This is a genomic window from Streptomyces kurssanovii, from assembly GCF_040677245.1.
Lineage (GTDB): Bacteria > Actinomycetota > Actinomycetes > Streptomycetales > Streptomycetaceae > Streptomyces > Streptomyces kurssanovii.
Genome location: NZ_JBFAQK010000030.1, coordinates 52,052 through 77,596, shown reverse-complemented (window position 1 = coordinate 77,596; position 25,545 = coordinate 52,052). Strand labels below are relative to the sequence as shown.

The 25,545-nt window shown below is 74.1% G+C and carries 22 protein-coding genes and 1 riboswitch; of the genes, 12 read left to right on the top strand and 10 right to left on the bottom strand.

Translation table 11 applies throughout. The features are described from left to right. The first annotated feature begins 223 nt into the window (after positions 1-223). On the top strand, positions 224-577 hold the full coding sequence (locus tag AB0K36_RS21460; protein ID WP_189468326.1) for an antibiotic biosynthesis monooxygenase family protein: 354 nt from the start codon (positions 224-226) through the stop codon (positions 575-577). A gap of 49 nt (positions 578-626) precedes the next feature. Here AB0K36_RS21460 and AB0K36_RS21455 read toward each other — a convergent pair whose 3' ends face one another. Continuing rightward, positions 627-1,196, bottom strand: coding sequence for a hypothetical protein (locus AB0K36_RS21455; RefSeq protein WP_364596687.1), 570 nt, complete (start codon positions 1,194-1,196; stop codon positions 627-629). Continuing rightward, on the bottom strand, positions 1,196-1,837 hold the full coding sequence (locus tag AB0K36_RS21450; protein ID WP_364596685.1) for a hypothetical protein: 642 nt from the start codon (positions 1,835-1,837) through the stop codon (positions 1,196-1,198). Before AB0K36_RS21450 ends, AB0K36_RS21455 begins: the two co-directional genes overlap by 1 nt. A 117-nt stretch (positions 1,838-1,954) precedes the next feature. Here AB0K36_RS21450 and AB0K36_RS21445 point away from each other — a divergent pair, with 117 nt between their 5' ends. Then, entirely contained in the window at positions 1,955-2,434 is a 480-nt protein-coding gene (locus AB0K36_RS21445; protein WP_364596682.1) for a GNAT family N-acetyltransferase, read from the top strand. A gap of 75 nt (positions 2,435-2,509) precedes the next feature. On the opposite strand, the gene AB0K36_RS21440 is transcribed toward AB0K36_RS21445, so the two are convergent. Further along, complete coding sequence (locus AB0K36_RS21440) at positions 2,510-4,576, bottom strand: MDR family MFS transporter (protein WP_364596679.1); 2,067 nt, start codon at positions 4,574-4,576, stop codon at positions 2,510-2,512. A gap of 725 nt (positions 4,577-5,301) precedes the next feature. Here AB0K36_RS21440 and AB0K36_RS21435 point away from each other — a divergent pair. Together AB0K36_RS21435 and AB0K36_RS21430 are read left to right on the top strand one after the other, a co-directional pair. Next, complete coding sequence (locus AB0K36_RS21435) at positions 5,302-6,276, top strand: peptidoglycan-binding domain-containing protein (RefSeq protein WP_364596676.1); 975 nt, start codon at positions 5,302-5,304, stop codon at positions 6,274-6,276. Between the two features lie 119 nt (positions 6,277-6,395). Continuing rightward, positions 6,396-7,049, top strand: a complete 654-nt coding sequence (locus tag AB0K36_RS21430; protein WP_364596673.1) for an HAD-IA family hydrolase — start codon at positions 6,396-6,398, stop codon at positions 7,047-7,049. Between the two features lie 9 nt (positions 7,050-7,058). Here AB0K36_RS21430 and AB0K36_RS21425 read toward each other — a convergent pair whose 3' ends face one another. Then, positions 7,059-7,643: a TMEM165/GDT1 family protein gene (locus AB0K36_RS21425; RefSeq protein WP_364596670.1), complete on the bottom strand. Its 585-nt coding sequence runs from the start codon at positions 7,641-7,643 to the stop codon at positions 7,059-7,061. 313 nt (positions 7,644-7,956) lie between these two features. Continuing rightward, positions 7,957-8,718, bottom strand: coding sequence for an ABC transporter permease (locus tag AB0K36_RS21420; RefSeq protein WP_364596667.1), 762 nt, complete (start codon positions 8,716-8,718; stop codon positions 7,957-7,959). A 166-nt stretch (positions 8,719-8,884) separates the two neighbouring features. On the opposite strand from AB0K36_RS21420, the gene AB0K36_RS21415 reads away from it, so the two are divergent. From AB0K36_RS21415 to AB0K36_RS21400, 4 genes are all read left to right on the top strand, one after another. Continuing rightward, positions 8,885-9,547, top strand: coding sequence for an HNH endonuclease family protein (locus AB0K36_RS21415; protein ID WP_189468307.1), 663 nt, complete (start codon positions 8,885-8,887; stop codon positions 9,545-9,547). Positions 9,548-9,654: 107 nt separating this feature from the next. Next, entirely contained in the window at positions 9,655-11,340 is a 1,686-nt protein-coding gene (locus tag AB0K36_RS21410; protein ID WP_364596664.1) for an alkaline phosphatase D family protein, read from the top strand. 338 nt (positions 11,341-11,678) lie between these two features. Beyond that, positions 11,679-12,146: a DoxX family protein gene (locus tag AB0K36_RS21405; protein ID WP_364596661.1), complete on the top strand. Its 468-nt coding sequence runs from the start codon at positions 11,679-11,681 to the stop codon at positions 12,144-12,146. A gap of 301 nt (positions 12,147-12,447) precedes the next feature. Then, positions 12,448-13,092 (top strand): DedA family protein, encoded by a 645-nt coding sequence (locus AB0K36_RS21400; protein WP_364596659.1) that lies wholly within the window; start codon positions 12,448-12,450, stop codon positions 13,090-13,092. On the opposite strand, the gene AB0K36_RS21395 is transcribed toward AB0K36_RS21400, so the two are convergent. Then, positions 13,058-13,315: a DUF2277 domain-containing protein gene (locus tag AB0K36_RS21395; protein ID WP_189468301.1), complete on the bottom strand. Its 258-nt coding sequence runs from the start codon at positions 13,313-13,315 to the stop codon at positions 13,058-13,060. The two genes, AB0K36_RS21400 and AB0K36_RS21395, sit on opposite strands and share 35 nt — an antisense overlap. Before the next feature lie 149 nt (positions 13,316-13,464). On the opposite strand from AB0K36_RS21395, the gene cbiE reads away from it, so the two are divergent. Further along, positions 13,465-14,703, top strand: coding sequence for a precorrin-6y C5,15-methyltransferase (decarboxylating) subunit CbiE (cbiE, locus tag AB0K36_RS21390; RefSeq protein WP_364596656.1), 1,239 nt, complete (start codon positions 13,465-13,467; stop codon positions 14,701-14,703). After that, positions 14,700-15,449, top strand: coding sequence for a precorrin-4 C(11)-methyltransferase (cobM, locus tag AB0K36_RS21385; protein WP_364596653.1), 750 nt, complete (start codon positions 14,700-14,702; stop codon positions 15,447-15,449). The genes cbiE and cobM overlap by 4 nt, the downstream gene beginning before the upstream one ends. A 487-nt stretch (positions 15,450-15,936) precedes the next feature. On the opposite strand, the gene AB0K36_RS21380 is transcribed toward cobM, so the two are convergent. Continuing rightward, positions 15,937-17,046, bottom strand: a complete 1,110-nt coding sequence (locus tag AB0K36_RS21380) for a cobalt-precorrin-5B (C(1))-methyltransferase (RefSeq protein WP_364596650.1) — start codon at positions 17,044-17,046, stop codon at positions 15,937-15,939. A gap of 12 nt (positions 17,047-17,058) precedes the next feature. Here AB0K36_RS21380 and AB0K36_RS21375 point away from each other — a divergent pair, with 12 nt between their 5' ends. Next, on the top strand, positions 17,059-17,799 hold the full coding sequence (locus tag AB0K36_RS21375) for a cobalt-precorrin-6A reductase (protein WP_364596648.1): 741 nt from the start codon (positions 17,059-17,061) through the stop codon (positions 17,797-17,799). Here the strand turns inward: AB0K36_RS21375 and AB0K36_RS21370 are convergent. The 3 genes from AB0K36_RS21370 to cobG form a co-directional block, all read right to left on the bottom strand. Further along, a complete protein-coding gene (locus AB0K36_RS21370; RefSeq protein ID WP_364596699.1) occupies positions 17,787-19,259 on the bottom strand; it encodes a precorrin-2 C(20)-methyltransferase in 1,473 nt (490 codons plus the stop codon). The two genes, AB0K36_RS21375 and AB0K36_RS21370, sit on opposite strands and share 13 nt — an antisense overlap. A 116-nt stretch (positions 19,260-19,375) precedes the next feature. Further along, positions 19,376-20,002 (bottom strand): precorrin-8X methylmutase, encoded by a 627-nt coding sequence (locus AB0K36_RS21365; RefSeq protein ID WP_189468439.1) that lies wholly within the window; start codon positions 20,000-20,002, stop codon positions 19,376-19,378. Positions 20,003-20,013: 11 nt separating this feature from the next. After that, positions 20,014-21,591, bottom strand: coding sequence for a precorrin-3B synthase (cobG, locus tag AB0K36_RS21360; RefSeq protein ID WP_364596646.1), 1,578 nt, complete (start codon positions 21,589-21,591; stop codon positions 20,014-20,016). Between the two features lie 124 nt (positions 21,592-21,715). Further along, a riboswitch (cobalamin riboswitch) is annotated at positions 21,716-21,808 on the top strand. 54 nt (positions 21,809-21,862) lie between these two features. Here cobG and cobN point away from each other — a divergent pair. Further along, the gene (gene cobN, locus AB0K36_RS21355; RefSeq protein WP_364596644.1) at positions 21,863-25,495 is read left to right on the top strand and encodes a cobaltochelatase subunit CobN; all 3,633 of its coding nucleotides are present in this window, start codon (positions 21,863-21,865) and stop codon (positions 25,493-25,495) included. Positions 25,496-25,545 lie beyond the last annotated feature (50 nt).

Sequence of the window (25,545 nt, the reverse complement as noted above, 5' to 3'; positions counted from 1 at the left end):
GTCACCTGGGCTACGCCTGGCGGCGTGGGGGGACCCCCACCGGACCCCCGCGCCTCAAACGCCGGCGAGGCTGAAGTTGCCGGGCAACTTCAGCCCGCCCGGCGATTGAGGGCACCGCGCGAAGCGCGGTACGCCGCCCGCAGGGCGGTGCGGGGTCCGGGCGGAGCCCGGTTTCGGGAAGGGGAGGGGTGGGGGAAAGCACCCCGTGCGGCAGGATGGCCGCATGAGCATCGTGAAGATCAACGTCCTCACCGTCCCCGACGAGCAGCGCGACGTCCTCGAGAAGCGGTTCGCCTCCCGGGCCGGTGCCGTCGAGAGTTCGGACGGGTTCGAGTGGTTCGAGCTGCTGCGGCCCGTCGAGGGGACCGACCAGTACCTGGTCTACACCCGGTGGCGTGACGAGGCCTCGTTCCAGGCGTGGATGGAGGGGCCGATGAAGGCCGCCCACCAAGGCGGCGGCGCCCAGGGCGGCGGCGCGCAAGGCGGTGGCGGCGAGCGTCCCAAGCCCGCCGCCACCGGGTCCACCGTGTGGTCGTTCGAGGTCGTGCAGCAGGCCGCGCCCAAGGCGCAGTCCTAGCCGACGCCGTGCCGGATCCACGCCGGATCCGTACCGGATCCGCGCCGCGCTAGATCCGCAGCAGCCGCTCCGTCACCTCCCGGTACGCCTGGAGCGCACGGCGCAGTCGCTCGGTGTCCTCGCCGCCGGCGTCGGCGGAGTGCCGCAGCGTCCGGCGGTGCTCCGCCAGGGACGCGGTGATCCGGTCGCCGGTGTCCTCGAGGACGTCGGCCGCCTCCTCGACCGCGCGGCGCGGGGAGTCGACGAAGCCGGTGAGCGCCTGGTGCAGGCGGTGTTCCAGCCGCTCGCATTCGTCCTGCGGCAGGAGCCGGGCCGCTCGCGGTTCGGCGTCGCCCGCGCCGGGCGCGGTGAGCGGGGTCGTACCACCGGTGGCACCGGTGGCACCGTTGGCACCGGTGGTGGCCCCGGGATCGTCGAGGACCGGTTTCAGCGGCTCGTCCACCGGCCCCGGCCGCGACCCGTGCGCGGCGCCGCGCTCGGCCCGCAGGCCTGTGGCGCGTACGTCGTCCTTGCCGTCCCGTCCGACCGGCGCGGCGGGGACTCCGAGGTCTCCCGCGTCGCCGGCGGTACCGGGCGGGACGGCAGTCCTGGGGGATTGCTGATGATTCGGGTGCGGCATCACACGCCACTCCCCTTCGGGCGCAGCATGTGGCCGCGGCCACGGCCGTGGGACCGGTCGGGGGCGCCGGGGCGGTGGCGGCCGTGGTCCACGGCCCGGTCGGCGACCAGGTCGTCGAAGAGTTCACGGGCGTCGACCATCGCCTCGCGCAGTTGTTCCGTGCTCGTCTCCGCGCCGCTGCGGGCGGCGCGGTGCAGCCTGCGGTAGCCCTCGACGTGGCGCGGGTGGTGGACGGAGAGCGCCGCGAGCTGCTCCTCGTAGCGGCCGGCGGCCGGGAAGCCGCGGTCGCCCGCGATCCGGCCCAGCAGCTGGTCGGCGTCGGCGACGGCGCCGCGCGGGTCGTCGACGAAGCGTTCCTGCACGGCGGCCCATGCGGTGTCGTACTGCTCCCGCACGCCGGGCGGGAGGGGCTGCGGTGCGAGGTCTCCGTAGCGCTGGACGCGATCGTGCAGATCGCGGTCGGCCGCCTTGGCGTCACCGTCGTGGCGGGCGAGGACCCTCTCGTACTCGGGGCCGAAGCGCCGGCGCAGTGCCCGCCGTCCGCCGGCGTGTCCGCCGCGGCGTGCGTAGAGGGAGCCGGCGATGATCAGAAGGACCACGATCACCGCGGCGACGATCAGAACTGTGGTCAGGGTCGACATGACTCACCTTCCGGGTCGGGACCCGTGGGCGGACGCTCGCAGTTCGCGAGCTTTCATAGCTCCGAGTAACCGGGAAATGATTGGCCAAACAACCACCGCACGGGCTACGAAACGTCCATGACCATATGGACACTGGCCCCGGAGCCGTTCGACTCCCCCGACGCGACCGCGCTGCGGCGCGCGTACTACCACGATGTGGCGAGCCGCTACTGGGGCCGGCCCGCGACCGTGGAGGAGGTCGACGAAGGGCTCACCGGTGACGGTGTCGAGCTGTTGACGCCGCCGACGGGCCAGTTCCTCGTCGGCCGGTACGGCGGCGAGGCGGCGGCCTGCGGCGGGGTGCTGATGCTGGACCAGGAGCGCGCGGAGCTCACGCGGGTCTTCCTGCGGCACGACTTCCGCGGCCGCAAGGGCGCCTCGCTGCTGATGGAGGCGCTGGAGCACGAGGCCCGCGCGCTCGGCGCGCGGCGGATGGTCCTCAACACCCGCCTCGACCTGGTGGAGGCCCGCGCGTTGTACACGCGGCACGGCTACGCGGAGATCCCGGCGTACTGCACCGGCCCGTACATGGAGATCTGGTACGGCAAGGACCTCTGACCGGCGGCCGGGGCGGGCGGGACGGACGCGGGCCGGCGGGACGGACACAGGCCGGGGTGCGGTCCCGGCGGGACGTCAGACGGGGTGGCCCCTCGGGTACTCGTGGTCGCGGTGCGGCTCGGGGCTGTGCGGCCGCTCGGCGTCGGAGCCGCACAGCTCCGCGTTCAGATCGTGCACCAGCTGGACGAGGTCGGTCGGCCGTTCGGGTCCCCACCAGTCGCCGAGCAGCTCGGCGAGCGACTCCTCGCGCGCCTGCGCCAGCTGTACGGCGGCCTCCACGCCGCTGTCCGTGAGCATCAGGTCGAGGCCCTCGCGCCGGGCCAGGCCGCGTCCCTCCACCTCGCGCGCCGCCTCCGTGATCGCGCGCAGCGGGACGGGCGTGGTCTCGGCGAGCCTGGCCGGTTCGACGACGCCGTGGCGCTTGATGCGCAGCAGGAGCCAGCTCGAGGCGGGCAGCAGGTCGTAGCCGGCCCGCGCGGTGATCTTCTCGTAGATGTGCCGCCTGCCCTCGCGGGAGCCGAGCACCGACAGGGCCCGTGCGACCTCGTCGTAGGAGGAGCGTTCGACGGGATTGGAGGCCAGCGTCTCGCTGTGGTCCGGCGCGGTCACCGAGACGCGGAGCTTGTCCTCCTTGAGGAACCAGGCGACGAGGAAGGCGAGCGCGACGACCGGCAGGGCGTAGAGGAAGACGTCCGTGATGGCCGTCGAGTACGCGTGGAGCACCGACGGGCGCAGGCCGGAGGGGAGTTCCGCGATGGCACGCGGGTCGGCGGCGAGCTCGGCGGCCCCGGCGCCGGGCGGCACCTCCTGGCCTGCGAGGGCGTCGGTGAGCTTGTGCTCCAGCCGGTTGGTGAAGATGGTGCCGAAGATCGCGACGCCGAACGAGGCGCCGATGGAGCGGAAGAACGTCGCACCGGACGTCGCGACACCCAGGTCTTCGTAGCCCACGGCGTTCTGGACGACGAGGACGAGGACCTGCATGACCAGGCCGAGTCCGGCACCGAAGACGAAGAAGAACAGGCTCATCTGCCAGGTGGAGCTGGTCTCCTCGAGCTGGTGGAGGAGCAGGAGGCCCAGCGCCGTCACGGCGGTGCCGGCGATCGGGAAGACCTTCCAGCGGCCGGTGCGGCTGACGATCTGCCCCGAGGCCGTGGATGTGATCAGCAGGCCGAGCACCATCGGCAGCATGTGGACACCGGACATCGTCGGCGAGATCCCCTGGACGACCTGGAGGAACGTCGGCAGGTACGTCATCGCGCCGAACATCGCGAAGCCGATGATGAAGCTGATGACCGCGACGAGGGTGAACGTCCGGATCCGGAACAGCTTCAGCGGCAGGACGGGTTCCGCCGCCCTGCGTTCGACGGCGACGAACGCGACGAGGAGCACGGCCCCCAGAACGGCCAGGCCGATGATCCGCGTCGAGCCCCACGCCCAGGTCGTGCCGCCGAGGGAGGCGACGAGGACGAGGCAGGTGGCGACGGAGGCGATGAGGAACGTGCCCAGGTAGTCGATGGTGTGGCGGGTCTGACGGACCGGGATGTGCAGCACGGCCGCGATGACAAGCAGCGCGACGACGCCGATGGGCAGGTTGATGTAGAACACCCAGCGCCAGCTGAGGTGTTCGGTGAAGAAGCCGCCGAGCAGCGGTCCGAGGACGCTCGTCGCGCCGAAGACGGCGCCGAAGAGGCCCTGGTACTTGCCTCGTTCACGCGGTGACACGAGGTCGCCGACGATCGCCATCGACAGCACCATCAGCCCGCCGCCGCCGAGGCCCTGGACCGCGCGGAAGGCGATGAGCTGCGGCATGTTCTGGGAGATGCCGCACAGGGCGGAGCCGACGAGGAAGATGACGATGGCCGTCTGGAAGAGCTTCTTGCGCCCGTACTGGTCACCGAGCTTGCCCCACAGGGGGGTCGCGGCGGTGGCGGCCAGCATGTAGGCGGTGACCACCCAGGAGAGGTGGTCCATGCCGCCCAGTTCGCTGACGATCGTCGGCAGCGCGGTGGCGACGATGGTCTGGTCGAGGGCGGCCAGGAGCATGCCCAGCAGCAGCGCGCCGATGGCGACGAGAACGGTTCGCCGGTCGTGCCCCTCGCCGGGGGCAGGTCCCACCTGAGCGCTGCTCACTTCCTGAGCCATGCCGGTCTCCTCGGTTCCGTGGCGCTGTTCCATCCCATCGTGGTGTGTCTGTCCGGTTATGGCCTCCCGAGAGGGGCGGTGTGGCCGGTGGGGCGTTGGGTGCGGCACGGGACGGTTGCATAATCGGCGGCATTCAAAGGGGAGGGGAACCGGCAATGACCGGAAACAGATGTCCGGAGTGCGACAGACCGAGGAACCCGGACGGCAGCGCCGGACCCGGCTGTGACTGCGCCGAGCGGGCGGGGGCCGCTCTGCGCGCGGAACGGGAGGCGGACATCGCGGCGGCGGAGGACTTCGATCCGCTGCGGATCAGGCCGTACGTGACGCTGGAGGGCCTTGGTACGCCGAACCGTGCCCGGTCCGGCGGGTCGGACCCGACGGACCCGCAGGACCCGTCCGGCCCGGACACCGTCACCCGTTCGTCCCCGGCCGCGGCCGGGCGGGACGGGAAGGGGAGCGGCGCGCACGAGGGCTTCGGGCCGGGTGCCGCCGGGCACGGTGCGGCGCGGCCGCCGCGGGAGGGCGTCGCCGGGCGCGGAGAGGCTCGGACGCCGTCCGCGCACGACGCTTTCGCGCCGGACCCGGGTAGCTCCGGGCAGGGGGTGGTGACGGGGCTTCCCCGGCCCATGCAGGTTGCGGCCCCGTCGACACCCGCTGCCGATGGCCAGGGGTACGACCCGGGCCGGGGCGTCCCCGCCCGGCCGGGCGGGGACGCCCACGGTCACGTGGCTCACGACGACACGGCGGCGTACGGCGGTGCGCTCCCGCCGGAGGCCTTCGCGCCCGGCGCGGGCGCGGAGCACGGCTACGCGCCGGGCGCGGACGCCGCCGGGCACGACCCCGAGACGCACCACGGCTACGCGCCGGGCGCGGACGCCGCCGCCTACGGCACGGCACTCCCGCAGGAGAGCACCGGCGTGGAAGCGCACGGCGTCGCCGGTTACGGCGGCGCGCTGCCGCCGGAGGCGTTCGCGGTGGACGGGGGCGGCGACGCGCGCCGTGGGGGTGACGACACCGTCGTCCTGGCGCCCGTCGGCGGCGGCCCGGCCGGGAGCGGTGACGGTCACGGGGGTGACGGGCCGCCGCGGCGGCGGCGGGTGTTCGCCGGGCTCGCCGTGGGCGCGGCGGCCGTCGCCGTCGCGGGGACGGCCGCGTTCGCCGGAGGGCTGTTCTCCGGCGGCGACGAGCAGGACCGTGCGCTGCCGCCGGACACCCGCAGCAGCGCCCCGACCGCCAGCGCGGTGTCGGAAGCCCCTTCGGAGTCCGCCTCACCGAGCGCGTCCGCCTCCGCCTCGTCCTCCCCGTCGGCCTCGGCGTCGGCGTCCGCATCGGCGTCCGCGTCACCGTCGCCGTCGAGGTCCGCGCCCCGCACGAGCCCGGGCACCGGCGACCGTCCGGCCAGTCCTTCCGCTCCGGCGTCGACGGCCAAGGAGACGGGCACGGTGTCCGAGGCACCGTCCGACAAGCCGGCCGGCGGCACGCTGCGCCAGGGTGACAGCGGTGCGGCGGTGGTCGACCTCCAGAAGCGGCTGAGGCAGCTGTGGCTGTATCCGTACGACGACGCGGACGGCCGCTTCGACGAGGACGTGGAGCAGGCCGTGAAGGTCTACCAGTGGGACCGCGGCATCCAGGGCGACCCGCTGGGCGTCTACGGCCCGCACACGCGTCGCGCGCTGGAGGCCGAGACACGGTCGCCCTGAAACGGATTGGCGTTACCCCGCCGCGTTTTGTATCGTGAAGGAACAAAGTGGCTTCGCCCGTATTCCCTGACCGGCGGGCGAGGCCGCTTGTTTTCCTTCCGCCGCGCTCTGGAGTCCGTATGACGACCGCCCTGACCGCCCGCGCCCTCCTTCTGGACATGGACGGCACCATCGTCAACTCGGACGCGGTGGTGGAGCGGGTCTGGCGGGCCTGGGCGATCGAGCACGGGCTGGACGCCGAGGAGGCGCTCAAGACCGTCCACGGCCGCCAGGGCTACGCGACGATGGCGATCCTGCTGCCGGACCGCCCCATGGAACAGAACCACGCCGACAACCGCGTGCTGCTCGCCCAGGAGACCGCCGACACCGACGGCGTCGTCCCGGTCGCCGGCGCCCCCGCCTTCATGGCCGCCGTCGCCGCCCTTCCGCACGCCCTGGTCACCTCGGCCGACCTCGCGCTGGCCACGGCCCGGATGAGCGCGGCCGGGCTGCCGATGCCGCGGGTCCGTGTGACGGCCGAGTGCGTCGGCGCCAGCAAGCCGGACCCGGAGGGCTTCCTCAAGGGCGCCGCCGAGCTGGGCTTCGCCCCTGAGGAGTGCGTGGCGTTCGAGGACTCGGAGGCCGGCATCACGGCGGCCCGCGCCGCGGGCATGCGGGTCGTCGGCGTGGGGCCCCGCGCCGCGGCGATGGCGCCCGACCTCCACGTGCCGGACCTCACGCACCTCACCGTCACCGCGCACGACGACGGCACGATCGGGCTGCGCGCCGCCTGATCCGGCGGCTCAGCCGGTGATCGCCTCGAAGAGGCTGAAGCCGGCGAGGGCCAGCATCAGGCAGGCCGCGACCTTGGTGATCAGCTTCAGCGGCACGTACCGCATCAGTGTCCTTCCGCCCAGGATGCCGATGCCGGCGACGGACCACAGCGCCAGCACGGCGCCGAGGCCGACCGAAACGGGGCTGTCGTAACGGGCGGCGAGGTTGGCCGTCATGATCTGGGTGAGGTCCCCGAACTCGGCGACGAGGATGAGCATGAAGCCCGCGCCCGAGACCTTCCAGAACGACTGGTCCGCGGGAGCCTTGACGGTCTCCTCCTCGTCGTCGCCCTTCTTCAGCAGCAGCATCAGCGCGCCCGCGAGGAAGAGGACACCCACCACCGCCTGCACCAGCCGGTGCGGCAGCAGGGTCAGCACGCTGCCCGCGGCGATGGCGAGCGCGACATGGACGGCGAAGGCCGCCGCGACACCGGCGAAGACGTACGAGGCGCGGTATCGGGTGCCCAGCATGAGACCGGCGAGGGCGGTCTTGTCGGGCAGTTCGGCGAGGAAGACGACGCCGAACGTGATCGCCATGACGGTGAAGCTGATCACGGATGAATCCTCAATCGGTAGGCGCGGCGCGGCCCTGCCGAGAGTGACCTGAGGCGTTTCAGGGGTCGCTTCGGCATGGCAGCGCCATGGATGGACACATGGGCACTGCGGCCGAAGGTCTCGCTGGCGACCGTCGATGACGGACGCCTCCGGGCGCCGGCCGGGCACGAGGCCCAGCAGTATGTCGACGGTCCGGCGAAGAGCTACTCCCCTTCTGCGCTGAACAGAGTACGCGAGGACCCCGGCCGAACGCGAAGCGCCGGCCGTGCGGGCCCGCGGCCGGACCGCTCCGGAGCGCCCTGGCGGGGCCGGTTCAGGGCCGCGCGCCGCGCCCCCGTGTGCCGTCCCTGTGCAGCCGTCCCCTCGCCACCAGTTCCACCACCAGGGCCACCGCGACCGCCTGGACGGCCAGCAGCGCGACCAGCACGAAGAGCTGCACCGCGCCCGCCTCCACGGGCGAGGCGCCGCCCAGCAGCATGCCGACGAAGGCGCCCGGCAGTGTGACGAGGCCGACGGTCCTGGTCTGGTCGAGGCCGGGGAGCAGCGCGTCGGACGCGGGCTCGCGGGCGACCTCGAGGCGGGCGTCGCGGTCGGCCAGGCCGAGGGCGAGCCCGGCCTCCACCTCACCGCGGCGCTGCTCGAGCTCGTCGAGCGCCCGCCGGCCGCCGACCGCCGTCACGCTCAGGGCGCCGCCGATCAGGATGCCGGTCACGGGGATCAGCGTGATGCCCTTCACCGGCACCAGTCCGGTGAGGAGCAGCGCGGCCACGACGGGGAGCACTCCCGCGGCGATCGGCAGACCGGCCCACCACCAGGTGCCGTTGGCGGTGATGCGCCGGCCGGCGGTGCGGACGGCGACCGCGTACATCAGCACGAGGAAGGCCAGCAGCAGCGGGACGGAGCGGACGACCCAGCCGATCGCCAGTGACACGACGGCGAGTTGGACCGCCGCGCGCACGCCCGCGACGGCGATGTCGCGGGAACGCCCCAGGTGCGCGACGGCCGCCACGGACGCCGCGGCGACCAGCAGGACGGCCAGTACGGCCCCGAGGGTGAGGTTGACCGGCAGCAGCACGCCGCAACATTACGACGCCCCAAGGATCATGTCGGCGCGTCAGAACCCTTGATGTGACGTGCCCATGTCGCCACCCTGTTACCTGGCGCCCATCCCCGAGAAACCTGGCGCCGCGAACATGGCCACGCCCGAACGGCCAAGTTCCCCCCACCTCGAAGGAGTTCGCATGTCAGGTGTCTACGCGCGTCGAAGCCGCGGCGTCCGCCGCGCAGCCGTGCTCGCCGTCACGTCCGCCCTCGCCATGGCCGGCCTGCTGGCCACCTCTCCCACCGCACAGGCCGCCCCGCCCACCCCGGTCAGCGCCACCACCGCCCGCAGCTACCTCAGCCAGCTGACCGTGTCCGCGGAGGGCTCCTCCACCGGCTACAGCCGTGACCTGTTCCCGCACTGGATCACCCAGTCGGGCGCCTGCAACACCCGAGAGGTCGTACTCAAGCGGGACGGCACCAACGTCGTGCAGGACTCCAGCTGCGCGGCGACCAGCGGCCGTTGGTTCTCCCCCTACGACGGCGCCACCTGGTCCGCGGCCTCCGACGTCGACATCGACCACATAGTCCCGCTGGCGGAGGCGTGGCGTTCCGGCGCGAACAGCTGGACCACCTCCAAGCGCCAGCAGTTCGCCAACGACCTGACCCGCCCGCAGCTCATCGCCGTCACGGACAACGTCAACCAGTCCAAGGGCGACCAGGACCCGGCCGAGTGGCTGCCGCCGGTCACCTCGTACCGCTGCATGTACGCCCGGATGTGGGTGCACACGAAGTACTACTGGAACCTCAAGGTCGACTCGGCGGAGAAGAGCGCGCTGCAGAGCATCCTGAACGGCTGCTGACCCGGCCGCCGCGCAGGGCCGCGCCGGGGACACACCACGGGTCCGCGGAACCGGCCCGCCCCTCTCCGTCGTTCCGTACCGTACGGGGCGACGGAGAGGGGCATCACATGACCGGGCTTCGCCTTGGGCCGCTGCTGCGGCACGTCGACTGGGACACGGGCACCGCCGCGACCGTCTGGGTCGAGACCGGCCGCCCGTGCACGGCGGAGGTCCGCTGCGAGCAGGGCGGCGGCGGCTCTTCGCGTACGTTCACGGTCGCGGGTCACCACTACGCCCTGGTCACCGTGACCGGCCTGACACCGGGCTCGTCGACCGCCTACGAGGTGTTCCTCGACGGCGACCGCGTCTGGCCGCTCGACGACTCGCCCCACCCGCCCAGCACCATCCGCACCCCGGATGTCCCCGGGGACTCCGTGCGGGTCACGTTCGGCTCCTGCCGCTGGGCCGCCCGCCCCGCCCGCGGCCACGATCCGGTGGGCCCCGACGCCCTGGACACCCTCGCCGCCAAGCTGGCCTCCGCACCCGAGGAGGAGCGCCCGGACGTCCTGCTGCTGCTCGGCGACCAGGTGTACGCGGACGAGGTCTCCGAGGCCACCAGCGCACGGCTGTCGGCCGGCCGCGACCGCGAGGTGCCGCCGGGCTCCGGGGTGGCGGACTACGAGGAGTACACCTGGCTGTACGACGAATCGTGGCGCGACCCCGACGTCCGCTGGTTGCTCTCCACCGTGCCCAGCTGCATGATCTTCGACGACCACGACGTCATCGACGACTGGAACACCAGCACGGCCTGGCTGGCCGAGATGCGGGCGACGCCGTGGTGGCGGGAGCGGATCCTCAGCGCGCTGATGTCGTACTGGGTGTACCAGCACCTGGGCAATCTGTCCCCCGCCGAGCTGGCCGCCGACCCGCTCTACACGGCGGTACGGTCGGCGCCCGACGGCACGCAGGCCCTGCGGCAGTTCGCGGAGGCGGCCGACCGGGACGCGTCCGTCGCGCGCTGGAGCTACCGGCGGGACTTCGGCCGGACCCGGTTGCTGATGATCGACACCCGTGCCGCCCGCGTCCTGGACGAGCAGAACAGATCCATGCTCGACGCGGACGAGGCCGCCTGGCTGCGCGAACAGGCCCTGGAGAAACGCGGCTCGTACGACCACCTCCTTCTCGGCACGTCGCTGCCCTGGCTGCTGCCGCCGCTGATCCACGACGCGGAGACCTGGAACGCGGCACTGTGCCGCGGTGAGCGGGGGGCGCGGTGGGCACGGTTCGGGGAGAGCGTGCGCCGCCACGCGGATCTGGAGCACTGGTCGGCGTTCCCTTCCTCGTTCGAGGAGCTGACACGGCTGATCATCGAGGTGGGCAGCGGTCCGGACGCGCCGGCGACGGTGTGCGTGCTCTCGGGGGACGTCCATCACGCGTACGTGGCGGAGCCGGAACGGCCCGGCGATCCGGTGGGCGGTCCCGGGGGCGCGGGCGCCGTCGCCGTCCCGGACGCGCGGGTGCTCCAACTGACGTGCTCCCCTGTGCACAACTCCGTCCCCAGGGTGGTGAGGATCGGCTTCCGGTTCGGCTGGAGCCGAGCGGGACGGCGACTGGGCCGCCTCTTCGCCCGGCACGGCCGCACCGGCGAACCTCTCGTCCGCTGGGGGCGCGGGGGCGGGCCGTGGTTCGGCAATCAGCTGATGACCCTGACCCTGCGAGGACGTACGGCATCGCTGCGACTGGACCGGGCGCGCGCCGACGGCCGCGGGCGGTTGACGACCGTGTTCGACCGTCCGCTGACGGACGGCTCGTGACCGACGGCTCCTTGACCGACGGCCCTTGACCGGCCGGCCGCCGGTCCGGGGAGCGCCGCTTTCCCGCCAAACCACGGTGCGCCGCGCCGAGGGCGCCCCTCGGTGGAGCGCCCGGTATTCAGCCTGCCGTGTCACGAAACCGGAGGACGCCGCTGCCTGCCACGAGGGAGGCCAGGTCCGGGCGCCCTCGCGTGTCGGCCGATGCGGGCCGGCGACGAAGTGGAAGCTTCGGCCAAAAGCAGCCTGCCAGAAAATGTTGAACTTGCAAGTAATGATTAGGCCTGCCTAACCTGGGGCCCCCTCATCGGTTCTGTCCCCGAAACCGAAGGAGCCCCCACATGAGCACCTCCCCCCTGCCCGCACGCCTGGAACAGGCGCAGCCCTATGCGCTCGGCCTGTTCCGCGCCGTCGTGGGTCTGCTGTTCCTCTGCCACGGCGCCGCCTCACTGTTCGGCGTCCTCGGCGGCGCGGCGGGCGGCGGCACCGTCCCGGCCGGCGCCTGGCCCGGCTGGTACGCGGCGGTGATCCAACTGGTCGCCGGAGCCCTGGTCCTGCTCGGCGTCGGCACCCGCAGCGCGGCCCTCGTCGCCTCCGGCTCGATGGCGTACGCGTACTTCAAGGTCCACCAGCCCGAGTCGCTGTTCCCGCTGCAGAACGGCGGTGAGGCGTCGGCGATGTTCTGCTGGGCGTTCCTGCTGCTGGTCTTCACCGGCCCCGGCGCCCTGGCGCTGGACCGGCTGTTCGCACCGCGCCGCGCCGCCCGCCCGGCGGAGCAGCGCGAGGAACGGGCCACCGCCGCCGCCTGACCTGCCGCGGTAGCACCGCCCGGTCCCTCCCTCCGGAGGGGCCGGGCGTCCGCGTCTCCGGGGGCGGTCCTCGTCCCCGGGGCCGTGAGGCCGCCTCAGGGACGGTCCGGACGGCGGCCGTTCCTCCCGTACAGGCTCCTGGTTCCCTACGGGCTCCGTACGGGCGGTTTCGTCCCGGTGTCCGGCGGGGGAACGCCCCTTGTCGAAGTCCTCGGCGCTCCAGGCGTACGCTGTACAGCTGTCTGGCCGCCTGCCGCTCCCCCGCGACACCGTGGCCCTGCCAGGAACGGGGAGAGTCAAGGTGCTCGAGAGCATTGGGTCGCTGACCGGCAGCCCATGGATCTACGCCGTCGTGGCCCTGTCCGTCCTTCTCGACGTGTTCCTGCCCGTGCTGCCGAGCGGAGTGCTGGTGATCACGGCCGCCACCGCCGCGGCCGCCGGCTCCACGGCCGCGCCCGGCGCCGCCGCCGTCGCGGCGGGCCAAGTACCGCGCGAGGTCCCGTCGCTGCTGGTCCTCGTACTGTGCGCGGCGACCGCGTCCGTACTGGGCGACATGGTCGCCTACCGGCTCGCCTGGCGCGGCGGGGACCGGCTGGACCGGGCCATCGCCCGCTCACGCCGCCTGACCACGGCGCAGGAACGTCTCGGCGTGGCGCTCGGACGCGGCGGCGGCGCGCTCGTCGTCATCGCCCGTTTCGCCCCCGCCGGCCGCTCCGTGGTCTCGCTGGGCGCGGGCGCGGCGCACCGCAAGGTGAAGGAGTTCCTTCCCTGGTCGGCCCTGGCCGGGATCGCCTGGGCCGGCTACGCCGTCGGGCTCGGCTGGTTCGGCGGCCAGTGGCTCGGCGCGAGCTGGATCGGCGCGGCGGTGTCCGTGCTGGCCCTGTTCGGCGCGGGCTCGCTCGCCGCCTACTTCATGCGGCGTCCGGCTCCTGAGCCTGCCGCTTAGCGGCATGACCGCCGGAGCCGCGGATCTCGAGCCCCTCGAGGAGTCTGCGGGTCGCTTCCGCGATCTCCTCGACGGCCTCGTCGAACACCTCGCGGTTGTGCGCGGCCGGGGCCCGGAAGCCGGAGACCTTGCGCACGTACTGCAGGGCGGCGGCGCGGATGTCCTCCTCGGTGGCCTCTTCGGGAAGGACGGGCGGACGGAGAGTCTTGATGCTGCGGCACATGCCTCCAGTGTGCCGCGCACCACTGACAGCCGCCGGACCGTCGCCCGCGCCGTGACACCGCGGGTAACCCGGGGGCCCGCCGACGCCGCCGCACGCGGCCAGTAGAGTGCGGCTGCGCCCCTGCCGTTCCACCGACGAGGTACCGCTCAGTGACCCCCGCACCACGCTCACCAGCAGTAACCGTCGTCGGGATCGGCGCCGACGGCTGGCCCGGACTCCCGGGGACCGCGCAGGACGCGCTGCGGGACGCGGAGGTCGTCATCGGCGGCGCACGGCAGTTGGAGCTGCTGCCCGCCGACTGCGCCGCCGAGCGCGTGCCCTGGCCGAGCCCGCTGCGGCCCGCCGTCGCCGGACTGCTCGCCGCCCACCGGGGCCGCAGGCTCGCCGTCCTGGCCAGCGGCGACCCCATGTTCTACGGAATCGGCCGCGCGCTGGCCGAGGAGCTGGGCCCGGACGCGCTGCACGTCGTCCCGCACGCCTCTTCCGTCTCGTACGCCTGCGCCCGGCTGGGCTGGCCCGTCGAGGACACCGCCGTCGTCACCCTCGTCGGCCGACCCGCAGGGCAGTTGTCCGCCGCGCTGTACGACGGCCGCCGGCTGCTGGTCCTCAGCGCCGGGCCGGACACGCCCGCCGAGGTGGCCGCGTTGCTGCGCGACCGGGGCTTCGGCGGGACCCGGATGCGGGTGCTCGAACAGCTCGGCGCGGCGGGCGAACGCTGCGTGGAGGGCCACGCCGGGACCTGGTCCGAGCCGCCCGGCGACCCGCTGAACGTCATAGCCCTCGAATGCCGCCTCGACGAGGGCGCGTTGCGGCTGTCCGCCGCCCCGGGCCTGCCCGACGAGGCGTACGAGCACGACGGGCAGCTCACCAAACGCCACGTACGGGCCGCGACCGTCGCCGCTCTCGCCCCCGCGCCGGGCGAACTGCTGTGGGACATCGGCGGCGGCTCCGGCTCCATCGCGATCGAGTGGATGCGCACGCACCCCTCCTGCCGGGCCGTCACCGTCGAGCGCGACCCGGTCCGGGCCGCGCGTATCGCCCGTAACGCGGACGGCCTCGGCGTGCCGGCCCTGCGTGTCGTCACCGGCGCCGCGCCCGACGCGCTGGCCGGACTCCCCGTCCCCGCGGCGGTGTTCATCGGCGGCGGGCTCACCGTCCCCGGGCTTCTGGACGCCTGCTGGGACGCGCTGCCGCCGGGCGGCCGACTGGTCGCCAACACGGTCACCCTCGAGTCGGAGGCGCTGCTGGCCGAGCGCTACGCGCGCCACGGCGGCGAACTCGTCCGCCTGGCCGTCTCCCACGCCGTGCCCGTCGGCGGCTTCACCGGCTGGCGCCAGGCCATGCCCGTCACCCAATGGTCCGTCACCAAAGCAGGAGATCCGACATGACCGTGTACTTCATCGGTGCGGGCCCCGGCGCCGCCGACCTGATCACCGTGCGCGGGGCGCGCACCCTGGCGTCGTGCGGCGTCTGCCTCTACGCCGGCTCGCTCGTCCCGCGTGAACTCCTCGCCGACTGCCCGCCGGACGCCCGCCTGATCGACACGGCGCAGCTCGACCTGGACGCCATCACCGCGGAGCTGGTCCGCGCCCACGAGGAGGGCCACGACGTGGCCCGGCTCCACTCGGGCGACCCGTCGGTCTTCAGCGCGGTCGCGGAGCAGATGCGGCGCCTGGACGCGGCGGGGGTGCCGTACGAGGTCGTGCCGGGCGTCCCCGCGTTCGCCGCGGCGGCCGCCGCGCTCAAGCGGGAGCTGACGGTCCCGACCGTCGGCCAGACGGTGATCCTCACCCGCGTCGCCCAGCAGGCCACCCCCATGCCGGACGGCGAGGACCTGGCGACCCTCGGCCGCAGCGGGGCGCTGCTCGTCCTCCACCTGGGCGCCCGCCACGTCGACCGGATCGTCTCCGAGCTCCTCCCCCACTACGGCGCCGACTGCCCTGCCGCCGTGGTCGCGATGGCGAGCCGTCCCGACGAGCTGGTGCTGCGCGGGACGCTGGAGGACATCGCCGCGCAGGTGAAGGAGGCGGGCGTGACCCGCACCGCGGTGATCCTGGTCGGCCGTGTCCTGGCCGCGTCCGGCTTCCGTGACAGCCACCTGTACTCGGCGGAGCGCGACCGCCACGTCTGCTGACCCCGGCGCGGCGCTGCGCCCCCAGCGGGGGCGCGTGCCCGGCACAGGCCCCGGGCGGGACGCGCCACGCGCCAACGAGGCGATGAGCGTGGTGGACCGGTCGGACGCGGGAGCGCGCCGCTGCGCGGGGCGTTTCGCCACCTTCACGGCCTGACGGCCGTAGCGGGCGCTTCCCGACCCGGGCCGCGCGGACCGTACCGCATTCTCGAGGTGTCCCGGCGGGGATCCCGGCGGCCCGGACGGACGGGAGCCGCCGACGGCCAGCCGGTCGGAAGGGGGCGGCGGTCGACGCCCCGGCACAAGCCGGGTGCCCCGACCGCACCGGGCCCGTACCGCCTTCCCGGGGCCCCGCGAGCTCGCCCTGCGGCATGTCGGCCGTGAGGCCCCGGACGGGCCGGAGCCGCCTGCGGGCCACCCGGTCGGCAAGGGGCGCGGTCGGCGCGCCCCGGTGCCGGCCGGGTGGCCCGGTGCGCCGCCCGCCCGAGGGCTACGCGCGGCCCACGACCGTGCCCGCGCGGTCGATGCACACGACGTCCACCGCCACCGGCGCGCCCCGCAGTACGCCGAGCGCCTGGTCCCGCGCGGCCGCCGCCACCAGGTCGCCCAGCGGAACGCCCTGCGCCGCGCACATCTGGAGCGCCGCCAGGCCCGTGTTCGCCACGGCGACCTCCGCCGCGAGGGCCTCGTCGGCGCCGCCCTGCCGTGCCAGCTCCGCCAGGAACGCCTTGTCGACCTGGGAGCGGCCCGAGTGCAGGTCCAGATGGCCCGCTGCGAGCTTGGAGAGCTTGGCGAAGCCGCCGCACAGGGTGAGCCGCTCGACCGGATGGCGTCGCACGTACTTCAGTACCGCTCCCGCGAAATCGCCCATGTCGAGCAGCGCGTCCTCGGGCAGCCCGTACAGGGCCACCACCGTCTTCTCCGAGGTCGAGCCCGTGCAGCCGGCCACGTGGGTACGGCCCGCGGCCCGCGCCACGTCCACGCCGCGGCGGATGGAGTCGATCCACGCAGAGCAGGAGTACGGCACCACGATCCCGGTCGTGCCGAGGATCGACAGCCCGCCCAGGATGCCGAGCCGGGGGTTCCACGTGGAGCGCGCGATGTCCTCGCCGTGGTCGACGGAAACGGTGATCTCCACGTCCCCGGCGCCCCCGTGCCGCGCGGCGACCACGCCCACGTGGTCGCGCATCATCTGCCGCGGCACCGGGTTGATCGCGGGCTCACCGACGTCGAGCGGCAGCCCGGGGCGGGTGACCGTCCCCACGCCGGGGCCCGCGCGGAAGACGACCCCGGACCCGGCCGGCAGCAGCCGCACCGTTGCCCTCACCAGCGCGCCGTGGGTGACGTCCGGGTCGTCGCCGGCGTCCTTGACGATCCCGGCCATGGCGGAACCGCCCGACAGGGACTCGGCGGCCAGCGCGAAGGACGGCGTCTGCCCCTTGGGCAGCGTGATCGTCACCGGGTCGGGGAAATCGCCGGTCAGCAGCGCCGTGTACGCGGCGGTCGTCGCGGCCGTCGCGCAGGCCCCGGTCGTCCAGCCGGGCCGCAGACCGGTGTGCTTGAGTTGGGCCTCACGCCCGCCGCCCGTTGCCGCGCTCATGGATGGACTCCGATGCATGTACTGATCCTCGGTGGGACGACCGAGGGCCGGCGTCTCGCCGAGACACTGCACGCCGACGGCACGGCCCACGTCACCAGCAGCCTCGCCGGCCGGGTCGCCACTCCCAGGATGCCCCCCGGCGAGGTCCGGGTCGGCGGCTTCGGCGGGGCCCCGGGCCTGGCCCGGTGGCTGCGCGAGCACGAGGTCGGCGCGGTCATCGACGCCACCCATCCCTTCGCCGGAACGATCAGTTTCAACGCGGCGCTGGCCGCCGCGGAGGCCCATGTTCCCCTGCTGGCGCTGCGCCGCCCCGGATGGGCCCCGGCCGACGGCGACGACTGGCATCCCGTCGGCTCCCTGGAGGAGGCCGCCGACCGTGCCGCCGAGCTCGGCAGCCGGGTGTTCCTGACGACCGGCCGCATGGGCCTCGCCTCCTTCGCGCACATCCGTGACGCGTGGTTCCTCGTACGGTCCGTCGACGCCCCCGAGGGGGCGTGCCCGCCCCGGATGGACGTGCTGCTCGACCGGGGGCCGTTCACCCTCGACGGGGAACGCGAACTGCTGCGCCGCCACCGCATCGACGTGCTCGTCACCAAGGACAGCGGCGGAGCGGCGACGGCACCGAAGCTGACGGCCGCGCGGGAGGCGGGCGTACCCGTGGTGATCGTGCGCCGCCCGCCCGTCCCCGACGGTGTGCCGGTCGCGGCCGGCCCCGAGGAGGCGGCCGACTGGCTGCGGGCCTACTCCGGGTAGCGCCTCGGGGTCCACACGATCTCGTGGCCGTCGCCGCGCCGGACCACCTGCGTCTGCGACGACCCGATCAGCAGGATCGTGCGCATGTCGACCTGCGCCGGGTCGAGTTCGCCGAGCCGAACGATCCGTACGCTCTCCTCCGGTCCGCCGATGTCCCTGCCGAGCACGACGGGCGTGTCGGGCGCCCGGTGCCCGAGGAGCACCTCGCGCGCCTTGCCCACCTGCCAGGTGCGGCTGCGGGACCCGGGGTTGTACAGCGCGAGCACCAGGTCGGCGGCCGCCGCGGCGGCCAGGCGCTCCGCGATGACCTCCCACGGCTTGAGCCGGTCGGACAGCGAGAGCACCGCGTAGTCGTGGCCGAGCGGCGCACCGGCCTTCGCGGCGGCGGCGTTGGCGGCGGTGACGCCCGGGAGGACCCGGACCGGAACGTCCTTGTACGCGTCCTGGGACGCCACCTCCAGCACGGCGGTCGCCATGGCGAAGACGCCCGGGTCGCCGCCGGAGACGACGGCCACCCGCCGCCCGCGCCGGGCCAGGTCGAGCGCGAACTCGGCGCGCTCCGACTCGACCTTGTTGTCGGAGCCGTGCCGGATCTGCCCCGGACGCTGCGGCACCCGGTCCACGTAGGTGGTGTAGCCGACGAGTTCGTCCGCGTCGGCGAGGGCGCGCTTCGTCTCCGGCGTGAGCCACAGCGGCCCGGCCGGCCCGGTACCGACGACCACGACCTCGCCCTTGCCGGGTTCGGGGCGCGGGTTCGCGATGCGGCTCGGCACGACGGCCACGGAGAAGTACGGCACCGACTCCGGGTCGATGTCGGCCAGTCGGCCGGTGCGCTCGCCGCTCATCGTGGCCCGCTCGACGTAACGGGCCTCCGCCAGCCGGCCGGAGGACTCCATCGCGCGCCGCACGGCGGGGAAGGTCCGGCCGAGCTTCATGACGACGGCCGAGTCGGTCGCGGCGAGCCGTGCGGTCAGCTCCTCCTCCGGCAGCGTGCCAGGGATGACGGTGAGCACCTCCTCCGCCTCGCACAGCGGCGTCCCGAGCCGGGCCGCCGCGGCGCTGATGGACGTGACCCCGGGGATCACCTCGGTGGGATAGCGGTGCGCGAGCCGCTTGTGCATGTGCTGGTACGAGCCGTAGAAGAACGGGTCGCCCTCGGCGAGCACGGCGACCGTACGGCCGGCGTCGAGGTGCGCGGCGAGCCGAGCCGCGGCCTGCTCGTAGAAGTCGTCGAGCGCGCCGCGGTAGCCGCCGGGATGGTCGGTGGTCTCGACCGTCACCGGGTACATCAGACGCTCCTCGATGTGCTCGGGGCGCAGATGGGGGGCCGCGATCGACCGGGCGATGGAACGTCCGTGCCGGGCGCAGTGGTACGCGATCACGTCGGCCTCCGCGATGACGCGGGCGGCGCTCAGGGTCATCAGCTCCGGGTCGCCGGGGCCGAGCCCGACGCCGTACAGCCGGCCGGTGTTCGGGCTCCCGCCGTTCGGGCTCCCGCCGTTCGGGCTCCCGCCGTTCGGGCTCTCGATGTTCGGGCTCTCGATGTTCTGCTGGTCGCCGTTCTGGTTGTCGCTCACTACTCCGCCTCGCTCGCGATCGCGTTGACTGCGGCGGCGGCCATCGCGCTGCCACCGCGGCGGCCGCGCACCACAAGGTGCTCGAGGCCCAGCGGGTGCGCGGCGAGCGCCTCCTTGGACTCCGCGGCGCCGATGAAACCGACCGGCACACCGATGACGGCCGCCGGACGCGGCGCGCCCTCCTCGATCATCTCCAGCAGCCGGAAGAGCGCGGTGGGCGCGTTGCCGACGGCGACGACGGCCCCCTCGAGGCGGTCACGCCACAGCTCGAGGGCGGCGGCGGAGCGGGTGGTGCCGAGCTTCGCGGCCAGTTCCGGCACGGACGGGTCGGACAGGGTGCAGACCACGTCGTTGTCGGCGGGCAGCCGCTTGCGCGTCACGCCGCTGGCGACCATCTGCGCGTCGCACAGGATCGGCGCGCCGGCCCGCAGGGCCTCGCGGGCACGCACGACGACGTCGGGGCTGTGGACGAGGTCGGTGACGAGATCGACCATCCCGCAGGCGTGGATCATGCGGACCGCGACCTGCGAGACCTCGGCCGGCAGCCCGGCGAGGTCCGCCTCCGCGCGGATCGTGGCAAAGGACTGGCGGTAGATCTCCGCGCCGTCCTTCTCGTACTCGAACACGGTGCTCTCGCTCACTTCGTCGGGGTGGTGATGGTGCGCGCCGCCGCGAGGGCGTCGGCGAGTTCTGGAAGGGCCTGTCGGCCGAGGAGTTCGTCGGCGCCGGCGCCGCGTACGGCCAGGTCGTAGCGTCCGTCGCCGGTCGCGACGGCGTCGACCCAGGTGCCGCGGGGGTGACCGCAGCGGCGTTCGCAGCCCGACCAGTACACGGGCAGCCCGCCCGCTCCGGCGGCCAGGTGGGTGGTGGCGTCGGCCCGCACGTCGGCCAGCGACTTGGCGCAGCCGGGCCGCCCGGTGCAAGCGCCGACGCCGAGCCAGGGCGAGTCCGGATCGGTGACGAGCCCGGCGCCGGCCAGCACGTCCAACTGCCCGGGCCCGGCGCCCGGCACGACGACCCCACGCCACGGGGTGACGCGCAACTCGCCGGTGCCGTGCTCCTGGGCGACCCGGGCGAGCGCCCGCCAAGCACCCACGGACAGCCGCCCGAACGGCACCCCGACACTCACCCCGCCGCCACCGTTCCCGCCGCCCCCCACGTGCCCGGGCCGGGGCCCACCGGCCCCGCCCGGCCCGGTCGCACGCGACCGCCCGGCCGCCACCGGGCCGGCCGCACCCTCCGTGCCGACCGACTCCGACCCGGCTGCGCGATCAGCACCGGCCAACTCCGGCTCCGCCGCGCGATCAGGACCGGGCAAATCCGCCATGGCCGCACGTCCGAGACCGGGCAAATCCGGCTGCGCCGCACGATCAGCCCCGGGCAAATCCAGCCCCGCCGGCGATTGAGGCGCGGGGGTCCGGGGGCAGAGCCCCCGCGAGGCCGCCGCGCCCACCGGACCGACCGGGCCCGCGGACCCGACCGCCCCGGAAACCCGGTCCCGCCACACCGCCGCGTCCGCCAACTCCGAGCCGCCGCCCGGAAGTTCCCGTACCCGCCACGCCCTCGTGCCCGTCGCCGACGCCGCGTCGAGGAACGCCTCCGCGGCGAGCAGCATCGCGCGCGGGCCGTCCTCGGCGCGGACCCGCGCCCCCGCCGCGCCGACCGTCACGCGCACCTCAGCGCCGCCCGGTTCTGCGAGCAACATCACATCGGCCGCGAGCTCCGCCATGTCCCCGCGGCCGTCGTCCAGCGCGAACAGGAAGCGCCCCGAGAGCTCCGGCGCACGCTCGCTCGCGCACAGAAGCGCGTCCAGCTCCCGTACCAGCGGCTGGACGTCCAGGTGCCCCCGCCCGTCGAGCCCGGACAGCGGGGACGCCACGATGTTGCGAACGCGTTCGTGACGGGGCGCGGGCAGCAGCCCGGCCGCGTCCAGCAGTTCCGCCAACTCCCCGCCGCAGCCCGGCCCGAGGCCCCGCAGCTGAAGGTTCCCGCGTGAGGTGATGTCCAGCGCGCCGTCGCCGAGCCGCTCCGCCGCGTCGGCGAGCGCGTACGCCTGCGCGGCGCTCACGACGCCCGCCGGGACGCGGACGCGCGCCAGCGCGCCGTCGTCCGCGGTGTGCAGACGCAGCGCGCCGGGGCAGGCATCACCGCGGTCCCGGACGGGAGTTACGAGAGGTTCGTCCCTGTTCGGGCGGTTCGAGGGGGCCGGAGGCATGGCGGCGAGCATACCGACCATCACACAAGGTGCCTGCTCCGAGCGCCCTACCGGGGACGGGAGGGCCCCTACTATGCTGCTCGGCGGGCCAAACGGCCCACCACCGCCGAAGACGGCGTCAGGGGAGGAAGCCCGGTGAGATTCCGGCGCGGTCCCGCCACTGTGAGCCCGGCAGCAGCGCAGCACACGCGCACGCGGCCGGGTGAGCCAGGAACTCCCGCCGTCTTCCACCGCCCGGGGCGCGGAAACCCCGAGGAAGGCCAGACGCCGCATGCTGCATTCGTCCGAAGGACGCCCCGCGCACCCGAGCATCCTGCTCCTGTCGACGTCCGACACCGACCTGCTGAGCGCACGGGCGGCGGCCGGCCCGGTCCCGTACCGCTTCGCTAACCCGTCGCGCCTCGCGCTCGATGAGCTGCCCGCCCTGCTGGAGGGCACGGATCTCGTCGTCGTGCGTCTCCTCGGCGGCCTGCGGGCCTGGCAGGACGGCATCGACCTGCTGCTCGCGCAGGAGCGGCCCGTCGTGGTCCTCACCGGTGAACAGGCGCCCGACGCCCAGCTGATGGAGGCGTCCACCGTCCCGATCGGCATCGCGGCGGAGGCCCACGCCTACCTGGCGCACGGCGGCCCGGCGAACCTGGAGCAGCTGGCCCGGTTCCTGTCGGACACCGTGCTGCTGACGGGTCACGGCTTCGAGCCCCCGGCCGCCGCCCCGACCTGGGGCCGCCTCGCGCGCACCCCGCGCCGCGAGGTCACCGGCGGCCCGCTGATCGCGGTGCTCTACTACCGGGCCCACCACATGAGCGGCAACACCGCCTTCGTGGACGTCCTGTGCGGGGCGATCGAGGACGCGGGCGGCCGCGCGCTGCCGCTGTACGTGGCCTCCCTGCGGGCCCCGGAACCGGAACTGCTCGAGCAACTGACCGCCGCGGACGCCCTGGTGACCACGGTCCTCGCGGCGGGCGGCACCCGTCCCGCGGACGCGTCCGCGGGCGGTGACGACGAGTCCTGGGACGCGGGCGCCCTCGCCGCGCTCGACGTGCCGATCCTTCAGGCGCTGTGCCTGACCTCCTCCCGCGCGGCGTGGGAGGAGAGCGACGAGGGCCTCTCCCCGCTGGACGCGGCCGGCCAGGTCGCCGTGCCCGAGTTCGACGGGCGGCTCATCACCGTCCCGTTCTCCTTCAAGGAGATCGACGAGGACGGCCTGCCGTCGTACGTCGCCGACGAGGAGCGCGCCGCCCGTGTGGCCGGCATCGCCGTCCGCCACGCCCGCCTGCGCCACATCCCGAACGCCGACAAGCGCCTTGCGCTGGTGCTGTCCGCGTACCCGACCAAGCACTCCCGCATCGGCAACGCGGTCGGCCTGGACACCCCCGCCTCCGCCGTCTCCCTGCTGCGCCGGCTGCGCGAGGAGGGCTACGACTTCGGCGACGAGGCGGTGCCCGGCCTCGAGTCCGGCGACGGCGACGAGCTGATCTACGCGCTCATCGAGGCGGGCGGCCACGACCAGGAGTGGCTGACGGAGGAGCAGCTCGCCCGCAACCCCGTGCGCATCCCGGCCGCGGACTACAAGCGCTGGTACCAGGCGCTGCCCGCCGAACTGCGCGCGTCCGTGGAGGAGCACTGGGGGCCGCCGCCCGGTGAGATGTTCCTCGACCGGTCCCGTAACCCCGAGGGCGACATCGTGCTCGCCGCGCTGCGCCGCGGGAACCTGCTGATCCTCATCCAGCCGCCGCGCGGCTTCGGCGAGAACCCCATCGCGATCTACCACGACCCCGATCTGCCGCCCTCGCACCACTACTTGGCGGCCTACCGCTGGATCGCGGCGTCCGCGGACGACGGCGGTTTCGGCGCCGACGCGATGATCCACCTGGGCAAGCACGGCAACCTGGAGTGGCTGCCGGGCAAGAACGCGGGCCTGTCCGCGGCCTGCGGTCCCGACGCCGCCCTGGGGGACCTGCCGCTCGTCTACCCGTTCCTCGTGAACGACCCCGGCGAGGGCACGCAGGCCAAGCGCAGGGCGCACGCGACGCTGGTCGACCACCTGGTGCCGCCGATGGCGCGGGCCGAGTCGTACGGCGACATCGCGCGCCTGGAGCAACTGCTGGACGAGTACGCGCAGATCTCGTCCATGGACCCCTCCAAGCTGCCCGCCATCCGCGCCCAGATCTGGACCCTGATCCAGGCCGCGCGGCTCGACCACGACCTCGGCCTGGACGACCGCCCCGACGACGACGGCTTCGACGACTTCCTCCTGCACGTCGACGGCTGGCTGTGCGAGGTCAAGGACGCGCAGATCCGCGACGGCCTGCATGTGCTGGGCGGCGCCCCGACCGGCCCGGAGCGGGTGAACCTGGTCCTGTCCATCCTCCGTGCCCGCCAGATCTGGGGCGGCTCGCAGTCCCTGCCCGGTCTGCGCGAGGCCCTCGGGCTGGACGAGTCCGCGGCGACGCGTACCACCGCCGACGAGGCGGAGGCCACCGCCCGTGCGCTCGTCGAGGCGATGGAGGCCGCCGGCTGGGACCCGGCCGCGGTGCCGGCGGACCTCGGCAAGGACGTCGAGGCGATCCTGCGTTTCGCCGCCCTCGAGGTCGTACCCCGCCTGGCCCGCACGACCGACGAACTGGACCACGCCGTCCACGCGCTGGCCGGCGGATTCGTCCCCGCCGGGCCGTCCGGTTCGCCGCTGCGCGGGCTGGTCAACGTGCTGCCGACCGGCCGTAACTTCTACTCGGTCGACCCGAAGGCCGTGCCGTCGCGTCTGGCCTGGGAGACCGGCCAGGCGCTCGCCGACTCGCTGATCGAGCGCTACCGCACCGACAACGGCGAGTACCCGGCCTCCGTCGGCCTGTCCCTGTGGGGCACCAGCGCCATGCGCACGGCCGGCGACGACGTGGCAGAGGCGCTCGCGCTGCTCGGCATCCGGCCCGTGTGGGACGACGCGTCCCGCCGTGTCACCGGCCTCGAACCGGTCCCGCCGGCAGAACTGGGCCGCCCCAGGATCGACGTCACCCTGCGCATCTCCGGGTTCTTCCGCGACGCGTTCCCGCACACCATCGGCCTGCTGGACGACGCCGTCCGCCTCGCCGCCTCCCTCGACGAACCCGACGGCGACAACTACGTCCGCGCCCACGCGCGGGCCGACCTGGCCGAGCACGGCGACGAACGCCGTGCCACGACCCGGATCTTCGGCTCCCGGCCCGGCACATACGGCGCCGGCCTGCTCCAGCTGATCGACTCCCGCGACTGGCGCACGGACGCCGACCTCGCCGAGGTGTACACGGTGTGGGGCGGCTACGCCTACGGCCGCGGTCTGGAGGGCCGCCCGGCGCGCGCCGAGATGGAGAGTGCGTACAAGCGCATCACCGTCGCCGCGAAGAACACGGACACGCGCGAGCACGACATCGCCGACTCCGACGACTACTTCCAGTACCACGGCGGCATGGTCGCCACGGTCCGCGCCTTGCGCGGCACGGCGCCGGAGGCGTACATCGGCGACTCCACCCGCCCGGAGACGATCCGCACCCGCACCCTCGTCGAGGAGACGTCCCGCGTCTTCCGCGCCCGTGTCGTCAACCCCCGGTGGATCGCGGCGATGCGCCGCCACGGCTACAAGGGCGCCTTCGAACTGGCCGCCACGGTCGACTACCTCTTCGGCTACGACGCGACGACGGGCGTCGTGGCGGACTGGATGTACGACAAGCTCACGGAGACTTACGTCCTCGACCCCGAGAACCGCGCCTTCCTCCAGCAGGCCAACCCCTGGGCCCTCCACGGCATCGCGGAAAGGCTCCTGGAGGCGGAGTCCCGCGGCATGTGGGCCAAGCCGGACCCCGCGGTGCTGGAACAACTGCGCCAGGTCTTCCTGGAGACCGAGGGCAACCTGGAGGACGACGACGCCTGACGGCGGGCGGCGGCCGGTCCGCGTGTGCCGTTGGGCACCCGTGGACCGGT